At 54.6% G+C, this 12,298-nt stretch carries 11 protein-coding genes and 1 tRNA gene; 2 read left to right on the forward strand and 10 right to left on the reverse strand.

The window, feature by feature from the left end; translation table 11 throughout:
- Window positions 1–9: 9 nt before the first annotated feature.
- The 3 genes from KDX30_RS06455 to KDX30_RS06465 all read right to left on the reverse strand — a co-directional run bounded on the left by KDX30_RS06455 (window position 10) and on the right by KDX30_RS06465 (window position 4,712).
- Window positions 10–2,850, reverse strand: a complete 2,841-nt coding sequence (locus KDX30_RS06455) for a TonB-dependent receptor plug domain-containing protein (protein WP_231675307.1) — start codon at window positions 2,848–2,850, stop codon at window positions 10–12.
- Window positions 2,851–3,112: 262 nt separating this feature from the next.
- Window positions 3,113–4,084, reverse strand: a complete 972-nt coding sequence (locus KDX30_RS06460; RefSeq protein WP_231675308.1) for a FecR family protein — start codon at window positions 4,082–4,084, stop codon at window positions 3,113–3,115.
- A gap of 115 nt (window positions 4,085–4,199) precedes the next feature.
- Window positions 4,200–4,712, reverse strand: coding sequence for a sigma-70 family RNA polymerase sigma factor (locus KDX30_RS06465; RefSeq protein ID WP_122808014.1), 513 nt, complete (start codon window positions 4,710–4,712; stop codon window positions 4,200–4,202).
- Between the two features lie 433 nt (window positions 4,713–5,145).
- Here KDX30_RS06465 and KDX30_RS06470 point away from each other — a divergent pair, with 433 nt between their 5' ends.
- Window positions 5,146–6,450: an O-antigen ligase family protein gene (locus KDX30_RS06470; protein WP_231675309.1), complete on the forward strand. Its 1,305-nt coding sequence runs from the start codon at window positions 5,146–5,148 to the stop codon at window positions 6,448–6,450.
- Window positions 6,447–7,022 (forward strand): serine acetyltransferase, encoded by a 576-nt coding sequence (locus KDX30_RS06475; protein ID WP_231675310.1) that lies wholly within the window; start codon window positions 6,447–6,449, stop codon window positions 7,020–7,022. The genes KDX30_RS06470 and KDX30_RS06475 overlap by 4 nt, the downstream gene beginning before the upstream one ends.
- A gap of 83 nt (window positions 7,023–7,105) precedes the next feature.
- Here the strand turns inward: KDX30_RS06475 and ychF are convergent, their stop codons facing one another.
- The 7 genes from ychF to lolB form a co-directional block, all read right to left on the reverse strand.
- A complete protein-coding gene (gene ychF / locus KDX30_RS06480) occupies window positions 7,106–8,206 on the reverse strand; it encodes a redox-regulated ATPase YchF (protein ID WP_099270509.1) in 1,101 nt (366 codons plus the stop codon).
- A 21-nt stretch (window positions 8,207–8,227) separates the two neighbouring features.
- Window positions 8,228–8,812, reverse strand: a complete 585-nt coding sequence (gene pth, locus KDX30_RS06485) for an aminoacyl-tRNA hydrolase (protein WP_027902866.1) — start codon at window positions 8,810–8,812, stop codon at window positions 8,228–8,230.
- 162 nt (window positions 8,813–8,974) lie between these two features.
- A complete protein-coding gene (locus KDX30_RS06490; protein ID WP_027902867.1) occupies window positions 8,975–9,583 on the reverse strand; it encodes a 50S ribosomal protein L25/general stress protein Ctc in 609 nt (202 codons plus the stop codon).
- A gap of 138 nt (window positions 9,584–9,721) precedes the next feature.
- A complete protein-coding gene (locus tag KDX30_RS06495; RefSeq protein WP_002552145.1) occupies window positions 9,722–10,663 on the reverse strand; it encodes a ribose-phosphate pyrophosphokinase in 942 nt (313 codons plus the stop codon).
- Window positions 10,664–10,709: 46 nt separating this feature from the next.
- Window positions 10,710–10,784: transfer RNA gene (locus KDX30_RS06500), tRNA-Gln, on the reverse strand.
- Window positions 10,785–10,822: 38 nt separating this feature from the next.
- Window positions 10,823–11,674 carry a 4-(cytidine 5'-diphospho)-2-C-methyl-D-erythritol kinase gene (gene ispE / locus KDX30_RS06505; protein WP_231675311.1) on the reverse strand — a complete coding sequence of 284 codons (852 nt, stop codon included), beginning with the start codon at window positions 11,672–11,674 and terminating at the stop codon, window positions 10,823–10,825.
- 2 nt (window positions 11,675–11,676) lie between these two features.
- Window positions 11,677–12,294, reverse strand: a complete 618-nt coding sequence (gene lolB, locus KDX30_RS06510) for a lipoprotein insertase outer membrane protein LolB (protein ID WP_027902869.1) — start codon at window positions 12,292–12,294, stop codon at window positions 11,677–11,679.
- Between the last annotated feature and the right edge of the window lie 4 nt (window positions 12,295–12,298).

Consider the following 12,298-nt stretch of genomic DNA (forward strand, 5'->3'; position numbering starts at 1 on the left):
GATCAGGGGTTAGAAGCGGTAGCCGACTTCGAGCCAATACTGGCGGCCTGTTTCGTAGGTTGTTGCAGATGTATTGGTCCTTCCTGCGATGCTGTTGACCTTGTCCGTAACGTTGGTCACATCTACTCCTACAAACAATGCCTCGTCCTTGCCCGTTGGTATCTCCCAGTCCAGACGCATATCCCAAGTAGGTGCAGCGCTGACACGGACGGCTTCGAAAACAGGTAAAGCGGTCCCGCCCACGAATACCTCATCGTTCGTTTCAACTATCTGATCGTAGGGGCCTCGATAGCGTATGAAATTGCTGATGGTAAGGTTCCATTGTGGAATTTCGGTGATGGCGGTCATGCGTGCCGTCCATGGGCGGTTGTAGTCACTGGCGGGTAGTTCGTCATATTTCATTATCTTGCCGTCGTAGATTACGTCCAGATTCTCGAACTGATTGATAGTGAGGCCTTCATCGTAATTGGCGTCGGCAGACTTGATTTTTGACCAGTCGAGTGCCCATTGCAGGCTGGTTTTGGTTCCCTGCCATTCCAGATCTTTTAGGGGCGTAATGGTCAGACTGACGTTGTCACTTTCGCTTTGACCGTCGTTGGTATAGCTGTAGTAAGTTGTCGCATAGCCACTTTCGGCTGGCAGGCCCTGAATTCTTGCTGAGGGGCGAATGATTTTGTCACGCCCCTCGCGGTGTACGTATTTGAGTTTGAACTCGGTATCGAACCAGCGTTGTTCGATACCCGCCATCAACTCGTCATCGTACGGAATGTCCAGGCCCGAGAAACGCGTGGTGTTGAGTTGCTGGGACGACACCGTCCAGTTGCCGCCAGAGGACGTCCGTCGATAGGTTTTATTGAGCTGCTGTCGGCCATCTGCCAGTCGGTATTTGTAGATATTACGCCCGTAGTAACGGTTGGCACCAAACACTGCGACGGTGCTGCGATCCCCAAAGAAGTCATAGTCGCCGGCAAAACGCGGCGCGATGGTTTTCTTTTCCATGTAATCGTCGCCTTCGAAGCGAAGGCCTGGACGCAAGCCGAGCTTGCCCAGTTGCAGGTTGTCTTGCAGATAGAAGGCATATTTGTTTTCGGTAATGCTGATGCTACCGGCGCCATACACCGTTTTTAAGCTGCCGAATTGACGGGTGTTGTTGTTAAGCAATCGGCTCACTGAGCACAGATCATCGCCCGCAGCGCAGGTGGTGCCGTTATCACGAGTGAAGCCGGTGACGGCAGTCACTTCATCATCACGCTCCCATTCGGCGACTGTGTGAGCCAGCTCTATGCCGCTGGTCAGGTTGTGCTCCAGGCCAGCGAACTGCAAAGGCACCCAATCGGATTTCAACGTGTAAGTGATGCCACGCTGGCGCTGTTCCAGTGAGCCGACATTACCTTCGACGCTGCGAGCAGTATTGCCGGTGGGATTGCCCCAGTTCTTGTCTGCGGAGTAGTACCACCAAACCATATTGTTGGTGTCAGCATCGCGCGAAGATGTCAGGTCCGTCAGGGCTAGTTTATGAGTCCAGGTCGCTTTATCTCCTGACCAGATCGCCTTGAATGAAGTCTGGTAACCACCGTTTATGTTGGTGAACTCAGAGTTTTTGCGATTGGCGGTGAAGAAAGTGTTTTCTTGGGGCGCATAGGTAAATGAGCTATCTAGCGTAAGTCGCTCATTGACGTTCCAATAGGTTTTGATCAGGTAATTGTCAATACGCCGGGTTTGATCGCGATTATTTTCACTGGTTTTACTTTGGTACCCGTTGTCGTAGGCATTGAGGTTAATGGTTGAGCGTTTCTGCGAGAAGTTGACGATTGCTCCGAAGTCATCCGTGATATGTCCTTCAAGGGTGCCGCGTACTGTCAGTTTTTCAAAGTCGGGTTGATATTGTTCGTTGGAGGCGTTGGCAAACTCGACTTCATCACCCTCGTTGAGGTGGTACTTCGTCCACTCCGAACGGGTCATGGATGCTGAGATCTTCCCGTGTAGCTCCTGGGAGGGGCGACGTGTGATTGCGTCGATCACACCACCATTGAATCCCCCATATTCAGCTGGCACGTTGCTGTCGTAGACCTTTACTTCCTGCAGCAGGTCGGCATCCAGGGCTATCCCGTGAGAGTTGCTTGGCGTGGCATCAAACTGACGATTGAGGCCATAGCTCTGAGCTCCAGGATCCAGATCGTTATTGATCGAGATGCCATCGATCATGAAGTTGTTCTGGTAGTACTTGGCCCCGTTGATACTGATATTAGCGGGTTCAAGCTCTCCGGGAGTATTTGAACTCTGCTGATTGCTGCTGAACTGCACACTCGGGTGCATGCGCAGCAATGTAGTGATGTCGCCATTGGCGCCGGGGAATGCCTTGATAGCCTTCTCGCCGATCACGGTTTCGCCCATGTAACTTTTTTCCTCGGTGCTACCGAGTACAACGGTGGTGCCGATTTCCATCGCCGTGTCTTCTCCGGCAAGCGGCTCATCGCGGTACAGCAACAGGTTGCCGTAGCTGTACGTCCAGCCGACGCCGGAGCCTTTCAGGAGATTGTCCAGAGCCTTGGCGCTGCTCAGCGAACCGCTGACCGAGCGCGACGTGCGGTTTTCCAGCAGGGCGGAATCAACGCTCACTTGCAGCCCGCTTTGTTGACCGAAACTGATCAAGGCCGATGCCAGGCTCTGCGCCGGAATATCAAAGTTGTGCTGAGCCTGCATGGCGGCTTGTTCGGTCCCCGAGGGTGACACGGCGAAAGCGGGCAGGGTGGTGAGGGCGCAGCATAAAGTCAGCGCGCCAATCCCAGCCAACCCAGCCCACTGCCTGTTAACGCCCAGGTGCGGGTTGTGTGAAAAATCCTTAGCCATGTCATGTCCCCGGATGAGCCAAAAAAAGCTCAAAAACTTGAATGCGAATTGCTTGCAGTTACCGTTCGAGACCAAGGACGGGACAGCTCTGGAAATTTTCAGAAAATAATAAAAATAAATTCAAGGGGAGGGGGGCGGGGTGGGAAAGGTAGACCTAGAGAAGCTGGCGAAGGCTGCGATCGCGGTGTGTCAGGATAAATGCTTCGCAGCCTTTGGCAGCTCCTACAGATACAGTGTTAGCTTCGGGGGAATAAGGACGTCTTTATCTGGAGACGATTCTGACCCAAGGTGTGCGGTAGCTGACGGTTGCGCCATGGGCTTTTGCCAAGGCAGCGAGTGCAGCTTCGGGCTGGTCGATGTCGTACACACCGGTCACGCGCTTGTTTGCCAGATCGTCATCGCCAAGCATGATCAGCCCCGGCAAATAGCGGCGCATCTGTGCAACGACGTCACCCAGGCGGGCGTTGTTGGCAATCAATTGTCCATTGCGCCACGGCGAAATCTGGTTGACCGGCATGGATTGCAGGTTTGCCTGATGCAGATCCCGGTCATAGGTCAGGCGCTGGCCTGCAGTCAGTGGCTGGCTAAGCGGTTGGCCCGAGGTTTTATCGGAGACCCGTACCGAGCCATGGCTGACCGCAACGTCGATCTGCTTGTCTTCCAGATCGACGTTGAATGCAGTGCCGGTGACTCTGACGTCTACATCCCCGGCTTTCACATGAAAGGGTTTATTGGCGTCAGGCGCAACGTCGAAATAAGCCTGCCCGGCCAGCAACCGTACATGGCGTTCGGCTCCTGTGAAGTCCACGGCCAGTGCGCTATTACTGTCGAGGATCACTCGACTGCCATCTGCCAGGTTGACGGTGCTGCGTGCTCCAGACGGGCTTTGGTAGTCCGCTTCTATCTGCAGCCATAACCGTGGCGCTACAGCTACCAGCAAACAGGCTGCAATGCCCACGGCAAAATAGTGGCGACGGGGTCTACGTCTGGAGGGTCGCGCTGGCGCTGCCGCTGATACAGGTGACGGGGCGGGCGATGTTTGTGGTGCCACTGGAGGCCAGTTCTGGTCGGTGGTCGCGGGCAGTTGGCCTGTCAGGCGCCATAGCCGTTGGGCCTTGCGCATGGCTTGGGCGTTTTCCGGGGCAGCCTGCTCCCATTCACTGACTTCAGCTTTCAGGGCGGCGTTTTCGGGCGATTGCTGAAGGCGCAACAGCCAGTCCAGAGCTATGTCCATATGTGGCTGTCGAGGTCCTGTTTCGGGCATCGCGGACCGATCTCCCTCAGCTTCAAAAGTATGCAAGGGTCGCATAGAGGGGCTGCTTTGGGCAAAAGGCGTTGGATTATCGTGCTCAGGCATCGGCTTGTTCCAGCCGGTAGGCGCAGTGGCTCAGGGCGTCATGAACCAACTGATGGGCCAGCCCCATTGAGATACCCAATGCGCTCGCGACCTGCTGCAAGGTATAGCCGCCCAGACGGTGCATTTCGAACGCGGTGCGTGTGCGTTCCGGCAGCTCGCCAAGGGCGTCGCTGATCAGCCGTAATTCGTCGTGGCTGGCGGCTTCGCGTTCAGGCGAAGCGGTGTTTGAGGGCATTTCATCGAGAATCGCCTGGCTGTCCGGCTGGCGCTTTTCGGTGGCCATGCTGCGGGTCAGGTCCAGGGCCAGGTTGCGGACGATGCGATACAGGTAACCCAGTGGATGGCTCAGGTCGAGGTATTCGCCCTTGCGAGTGTCAAAGCGCAGCCAGGCTTCCTGAACGACGTCTTCAGCCCTGGAGCGACAACCGACGATAGGGGCTGCGTAATCTACCAGCGCAGCACGATGGGCCAGGTACAGAGCGAGTTTTTGGGGTGACTCATCCACAGCGTGACGCTCTTTGCACAGGCAGGTAACAAGGAAGGCTGTGACTGTACATGAGAGAGATTATCATTATCAAGATGCTCTCAAGCCTGGCCATCAGATTCACGCCTTCACAGGGTTGACACATCTGACTAGAATGCGCAGCCAATCTTGAGCGTCGTATGGAGTATTGCTGCATGCCTGCAAAGTCCATATTTCAATATTTCACCGGAGACGTTCATCGCTTAAGGCTACTGTCACTGGCAATGATCGATCCCGAGCTTTCAACGCATCAACGGCGATTGTCGTCCAGCCCGCGCAACCTGTGCTCGACAATGGGCGGTGGCTTCGCAAAAAAATTCGCCTATGCGCCCAAAGAAGTAGAGGCAAGTGACGTCTTATTGATTCGAGCTCCTTGGTTGATTAGTCAGGCATCGTCAGGTTTTAGCGCACTGAGATGCCAAAGACCCAATGGTTTTATCCAGACCACCATTATGGGTCGCCCTCTGATGGGCGCGAGCAGGCGCATGAGCAGTGTGAAGAGGTTTATATGGTAGCGGCTGTATCCAGATTTTTTCTTTATCTTTTGGTGGCAGGATTTACTGTTCACATCAGTGGAATGCTTTATATCTCAGATGGCAGTAGATTTACGACCATCTCAAACCTGACTCTGTTTTTACCGGCGTTGATTCTGCTTTTTCTTGACCCTGAAGTGCGTGAATCCTTGTGCAGTAAGCGTTATTTACCTCTCCTGGTTTTATTGGGGTTTACCGTGCTGGTCGCTTTGCTTAACCCGACGTCGGATTTATCGGCCTCGGATCAGCTCAAGACAGGTTTCTATATTCTTTTGTACGTCTGCGCTATCAAGATTCTGGTTGATAAGAACTTGATGGAGAAAAGCCTGGATGCAGCGTTTTTGATTGCGGGCATCTTTGCGTTGGTCAGTTTGATCTACACTTTTTTTGTCGTAGATTCAAATATGTTTCTCGATGGTCAGCGCATTCAGAAATTAGGCTATAAAGACTACGCCGATTTCAAGAACCCGATTATTGCTGCGCTTTATTATGGTTTCTTCGGCGTGTACGGTGTTCACCAGTTGTTGACCAAGCGCTATAGCCGTTTTGTGGCGCTTGTCTACGGCGTTTGTGTGCTGGCGTTATCGCTCTATCTGTACTGCACCCTGTCACGGGGTGTATGGCTGGGGTATGGGGCAGCCATTGGAGCATCGATTGCATTTCACAATGACGAGCGCTCGAGAAAATGGTTGGCGGGTGCAGCCGTTGCTGGCGTGCTTGTTTTGCTCTGGTTATCACCGATGTTGCTGGAGCAGACCGACCGCGGTTTCAGTTACAGGGATTTGATTTGGCATGACTGGCTAGAGCGGCTTCCCGATTTTTGGTTGGTGGGCGCAGGTGCAGGCAACAAATTTAATGTCTGCGTTGATAGTGGGCATTGCTGGACGCAGGCGCACAATCTGTATTTGCAGTTCTTTTATGAGTTCGGGGTAGGCGGCGCACTGCTGCTGTTGATCATGATCGGTTGTGTGCTCGCGCGGTCTCTCAATAGAGATAGCTGGGGCTCCCCGCTCGGATCAGTTGGATTCCCACTTATTGTGTTTGCTGTCCTGACTGCTCTATTCAACTACCACACGGTCATGAATCGTCCAGGCGTTTACTGGCTGGTTTTCTGGATGCCGGTGGGGTTGGTGCTTTCCATGGGGTCACAGCTGACAAGGAAGCGTTCAGAGGCGCGCCCGGCATGATTGAGCTACTTAAAAGTGCGATGCGCTATTGGCACATTGAGGTACTGGGCGGGCTCGATAAGCCCTTCAGCTGGAAGCGTTTATATGTGAAGTGTCGGCGGAGTAACAGGTCGAGTTACCTGTTCTGGTTTCGCCTGGCTTACGTTTTCAATACCTCGGGATCAAAGTTCTGGCGACGCCGTGCAAAATTGCTGAATGAAAAGCTGAGCCGTCAGTACAACGTGGAAATCATGCTTGGCGCTCAGATAGATGAGGGTTTGTGGATCGCCCACCTCAGCGGCATTGTGATCACTTCCTATGCCGTAATAGGTAAAGACTTCAGAATCTGGCAAGGCTGCACCATTGGTGTCAAGGGTAACGCCGAAGAGGTGCGTTTGGTTATTGGCGACGGGGTCAGGATTCAAGCGCATTCCTGCATTATTTCGGATGACATCCAGCTGGGTGACAACGTGGTTGTGGGAGCCTGCTCTTTCGTCAATAAAAGCATTCCGTCCAATACAGTATTTTTCAATCGCCGGGTTGGCGAATCCGTTCCATATGATCGAGATCTTCTGGGGCGGTTGCAAAAGTAGGGTCGGGAAACTCACAGGCAAAAAAACGGGATGCAAAGCATCCCGTTTTTTTTAGCTGAACGCGTGGTGAGCCACGCAAGCCATCAGACGTTGAAACGGAAGTGCAGCACGTCGCCGTCTTTGACAATGTAGTCCTTGCCTTCCAGACGCCATTTGCCGGCTTCCTTGGCACCGGCTTCACCCTTGTACTGGATGAAGTCGTTGTAGGCGATGCACTCGGCGCGGATGAAGCCTTTTTCGAAGTCTGTGTGAATCACGCCAGCGGCTTGTGGTGCGGTGGCACCGACGCGTACGGTCCAGGCGCGGACTTCTTCAACGCCAGCTGTGAAGTAGGTCTGCAGGTGCAGCATTTCGTAGCCTGCACGGATCACGCGGTTCAGGCCTGGCTCTTCAAAGCCCAGGGCTTCGAGGAACATATCCTTTTCTTCGCCATCATCAAGCTCGGCGATTTCCGCTTCGATCTTGTTGCAGACGGGCACCAGCATTGCGCCTTCTTCTTCGGCGATGGCGCGAACGACGTCCAGCAGCGGGTTGTTCTCGAAACCGTCTTCGGCAACGTTGGCGATGTACATGACCGGCTTGGTGGTCAGCAGGTGGAAGCCACGAATCACTGCTTTTTCGTCAGCGTTCATGTTCTTCATCAGGCTGCGGGCTGGCTTGCCTTCGGTGAAGTGAGCGATCAACTGCTCCAGCAGGCCTTTCTGAACCACTGCATCCTTGTCGCCGCCCTTGGCGTTGCGCGTGACTTTCTGCAGCTGTTTTTCACAGCTGTCGAGGTCGGCAAAGATCAGTTCCAGGTCGATGATTTCGATATCGCGCTTCGGGTCGACGCTGTTGGAAACGTGAATCACGTTGTCGTCTTCGAAGCAGCGAACCACGTGAGCGATGGCGTCGGTCTCGCGGATGTTGGCGAGGAACTTGTTGCCCAGGCCTTCACCTTTGGACGCACCGGCTACCAGGCCCGCGATGTCGACGAATTCCATGGTGGTCGGCAGGATGCGCTTGGGGTTGACGATGGCCGCCAATGCCGCAAGGCGTGGGTCGGGCATGGCCACGATGCCGCTGTTCGGTTCGATGGTGCAGAAGGGGAAGTTCTCCGCTGCAATACCGGACTTGGTCAAGGCGTTGAACAGAGTGGATTTGCCGACGTTGGGCAGGCCGACGATGCCGCAATTGAAGCCCATGGTGATTCCCCTCGAGTGATGTCAGGCCTTCTGGCTGTGCAGGTTTTTCATCGCCCGGTTCCATTCACCGGCGAAGATATCCGGCAGCACGCCGAGGGCAAAGTCGATGCTGGCGTCCAGTTTCTCCTGTTCGGCGCGTGGCGCTCGACCCAGAACAAAACCGGAGACCTTATTGGCGTCGCCCGGGTGGCCGATGCCAAGCCGCAAGCGGTGAAATGTATTCTGATTGCCGAGCTGCGCGATGATGTCCCGCAACCCGTTATGTCCGCCATGGCCGCCGCCCTGTTTGAACTTGGCAACACCCGGTGGTAGATCGAGTTCGTCATGCGCCACCAGGATGGCATCAACCGGAATCCGGTAGAAACCAGCGAGCGCCGCCACGGACTGACCGCTGCGGTTCATATAGGTGGTGGGAATCAGCAGACGAACATCCTGACCCTGATGAGTGAAGCGTGCGGTCAGGCCAAAAAATTTGCGCTCGGCGACGAGATTGACTCGTTGCGCGTCAGCGATACGCTCAACAAAAAGAGCCCCTGCGTTGTGCCGGGTCTGTTCGTATTCAGCGCCTGGATTTCCCAGGCCAACGATCAGTTGTATGGCAGTCACGACAGGGGCCCTTTTATGGAGTTGTGGTTGAAGCCGCTGCAGACAGCGGCAAAACTGGAAGAAAACTGCTCATTTACCATGATGTAAACTCCGCGATCCTGCCCGTTTTGCCTTACTTTTACAGCGGTTTCCCGAGCAACTCCGGTATGACCAAGTAATGAATTACTCGGCAGTACCTTCTTCTGCTTCGTCTTCGGTCGGTGCAATGCGTGGGGCGTGGACGTTGGCAACAGCCAGGTCGTTACCGTGCGCCAGAGCAACGAACTCAACACCTTTAGGTGCTTTAACGTCGGACAAGTGAACGATCGAACCGATTTCCAGAGCAGACACGTCTACTTCGATGAACTCAGGCAGATCTTTCGGCAGGCAGCTTACTTCCAGCTCGGAAGTAACGTGCGAAACTTCGCCGCCTTTCTTGACTGGAACTTCTTCACCGATGAAGTGCACAGGCACGATAGCGGTCAGTTTCTGGCCAGCTACAACGCGTACGAAGTCAGCGTGCATCACGTGGCCTTTGGCCGGGTGACGTTGCAGAGCTTTGATGATCACGTTTTGCTTTTTGCCATCAACGGTCAGCGCGATGATGTGGCTGTACGAAGCTTCGTTTTCCAGCAGTTTTGCAACTTCTTTGGCCAGCAGGCTGATGGATTCAGGGGCTTTGTCGCCACCGTAAACTACAGCTGGAACCAGGCTTGCGAGACGACGCAGGCGGCGGCTCGCACCTTTCCCCAGGTCGGAACGCAGTTCAGCATTCAAAGTAAAATCGTTCATTTTGTATCTCCAAATTAGCCACATTCGACCTGACGTTTGCGACCGACGTCAGGACGATATGGGCAAAAAAGCCCCGCCCTGACCGAATGTCAGGGCGGGGCGCTTTTCGTCAACAGGGTGTCAGCTCAGGGAAACCCCTTAGCGGAACATCGCGCTGATCGATTCTTCGTTGCTGATGCGGCGGACCGCCTCAGCGACTACCGGAGCGATATCCAGTTGACGGATACGGCTACAGGCTTGTGCTGCAGCGGACAAAGGGATGGTGTTAGTCACCACCAGTTCGTCCAGCACGGAATTTTCAATGTTTTCGATCGCCCGACCCGACAGCACAGGGTGTGTGCAGTAGGCAAAGACCTTGGCAGCGCCATGCTCTTTCAGGGCCTTGGCCGCATGGCACAGTGTGCCGGCGGTATCGACCATGTCATCAACCAGAATACAGGTACGCCCTTCGACATCACCGATGATATGCATCACTTCAGAGTGATTGGCTTTCTCACGGCGCTTGTCGATGATCCCGAGATCAACACCCAGAGACTTCGCAACAGCACGTGCACGCACGACGCCGCCGATATCCGGGGAAACGATCATCAGGTTTTCGAAGCGTTGATCTTCAATGTCATCCACCAGAACCGGGGAGCCGTAGATGTTATCTACCGGAATATCGAAGAAACCCTGGATTTGGTCAGCATGCAGATCAACCGTGAGAACACGATCGATCCCGACTACGGTAAGCATGTCAGCAACAACTTTCGCGCTGATAGCCACACGTGCGGAACGCGGACGGCGATCCTGACGGGCATAACCAAAGTAAGGAATCACAGCAGTGATTCGGGACGCTGAGGAGCGGCGGAAGGCATCAGCCATCACAACCAGTTCCATCAGGTTATCGTTGGTCGGAGCGCAAGTCGGCTGAATGATAAATACGTCTTTACCGCGGACGTTTTCATTAATCTCAGTAGAAATTTCGCCGTCGGAAAACTTGCCGACAGAAACATCACCTAGTGGGATATGCAGCTGACGTACGACACGTCGAGCCAGATCGGGGTTAGCGTTCCCCGTAAAGACCATCATCTTGGACACGCGCAGTACCTGAAGGCTGAGGGTAACCTGGATGAGTATAGGAAAATGGCAGGGGCGGCTGGATTCGAACCAACGCATGGCAGGATCAAAACCTGCTGCCTTACCGCTTGGCGACGCCCCTGTATTTGTTGCAACGAGTACCCAGTACCCGGTTCCTTTTTAGAGCAGACTTTGCAGCTTGCGATGCAACATCGAAACGTTGCTTCCTTTTGCTACAAACCCCGTAAAGGTCTCTGTAAGAAGGGCCGAGACTTTATCAGCTTCAGCTTTGTTTGGGAAGGCCCCAAACACACAACTTCCAGTTCCGGTTAATTTTGCTTCGGTAAATTTACCTAACAAATTCAAAGCGTTACGTACCTCTGGATAACGCCTTGCTACAACCGGTAAGCAGTCATTTCGACTGTTTCCCTTGGGAACGGGGCGCACTTTAATGGGAGGAGTGTTACGTGTCAACAGTGGATCTGAAAAAATTTCTGCTGTACTTACAGATACTTGCGGCACGAGTACCAGATACCACGGTTCTTCCGGGTCTACAGGGGTGAGTTTTTCCCCTACACCCTCAGCAAATGCGGCATGTCCGCGTACGAAAACCGGAACGTCTGCCCCGAGAGTCAGGCCCAGCGCGGCGAGACGATTTTCGTCCCAGCCAAGATTCCACAGATGGTTCAACCCCAGCAATGTCGTAGCGGCATCGGAGCTGCCGCCGCCGATTCCGCCGCCCATGGGCAAGCGCTTTTCCAGCCAGATGTCCATTCCGAGGGTGCAACCCGATTGTTGTTGCAGTGCCCGGGCCGCTTTGACGATCAGGTTGCTGTCATGGGGAACACCGGGAACATCGGTCTGCAGGTGGATTTCACCGTCCTGGCGAACGGCGAAGCTGAGGTCATCACCGTAGTCGACGAACTGAAACAGGGTTTGCAGTTCGTGATAGCCATCGGGTCGACGGCCGAGGATGTGCAGCATCAGATTCAGTTTGGCAGGGGCGGGCAGGGTCAGGCGTGCATCGCTCATGCTTATTGGCCCAGTTTGCGTGGCTGCCAGTCCTTGATCACCAGCGTGACATCAAGGTCCTGGCCGTGCAGCTTGACGCGCTCGGGCAACCAATAACCGTTCTGTTCGACATAACTCAGGTATTCAACCTGCCAGCCATCCTGTTCAAGGTTTGCCAGACGACTGTCACCATCAAGTGTCAGGCGACTCTTGCTGTCCGGAGCTGGCAGGCCGCGCACCCACCAGACCAGATGCGAAACGGGTAGCTTCCAGCCGAGCTGTTCTTCAAGCAGTGTCTCTGGAGTGGGGGCCTCGTAGCGACCCTGGTTGGCAACTTCCAGCGCAACGCTGCCGGGACGGCCGGTCAAGCGTGCGGCGCCGCGTCCCAGTGGACCGGACAAACGAATGTCGTAGTAGTCCTGGCGTTGCAGCCAGAACAGCGTGCCGCTTCCTGAATCCTTTGGCGCGCGAATGCCGACCTTGCCGTTGATCTGCCAGCCGTCGAGGGCGGTCAGTTGTTCTTTGTGCTGACGCCACTGCGCCGGGTCTCCCTTGCCTTCGACGGCTTCCCGGGAAGTTAGGCCTGCGCAACCGGCGAGCAGGGCGATGAGGCTGAATACGACTACATGGCGCAAAAACATAAAA

Source organism: Pseudomonas quasicaspiana (assembly GCF_021147825.1).
In the GTDB taxonomy this organism is placed as follows: domain Bacteria; phylum Pseudomonadota; class Gammaproteobacteria; order Pseudomonadales; family Pseudomonadaceae; genus Aquipseudomonas; species Aquipseudomonas quasicaspiana.

What these genes read in the sequence shown, in the direction of transcription:
- KDX30_RS06455 (WP_231675307.1), bottom strand. Translation starts at nt 2,850, where the DNA reads ATGGCTAAGGATTTTTCACACAACCCGCACCTGGGCGTTAACAGGCAG.
- KDX30_RS06460 (WP_231675308.1), bottom strand. Translation starts at nt 4,084, where the DNA reads ATGGACATAGCTCTGGACTGGCTGTTGCGCCTTCAGCAATCGCCCGAA.
- KDX30_RS06470 (WP_231675309.1), top strand. Translation starts at nt 5,146, where the DNA reads ATGCCAAAGACCCAATGGTTTTATCCAGACCACCATTATGGGTCGCCC.
- KDX30_RS06475 (WP_231675310.1), top strand. Translation starts at nt 6,447, where the DNA reads ATGATTGAGCTACTTAAAAGTGCGATGCGCTATTGGCACATTGAGGTA.
- ychF (WP_099270509.1), bottom strand. Translation starts at nt 8,206, where the DNA reads ATGGGCTTCAATTGCGGCATCGTCGGCCTGCCCAACGTCGGCAAATCC.
- KDX30_RS06490 (WP_027902867.1), bottom strand. Translation starts at nt 9,583, where the DNA reads ATGAACGATTTTACTTTGAATGCTGAACTGCGTTCCGACCTGGGGAAA.
- ispE (WP_231675311.1), bottom strand. Translation starts at nt 11,674, where the DNA reads ATGAGCGATGCACGCCTGACCCTGCCCGCCCCTGCCAAACTGAATCTG.
- lolB (WP_027902869.1), bottom strand. Translation starts at nt 12,294, where the DNA reads ATGTTTTTGCGCCATGTAGTCGTATTCAGCCTCATCGCCCTGCTCGCC.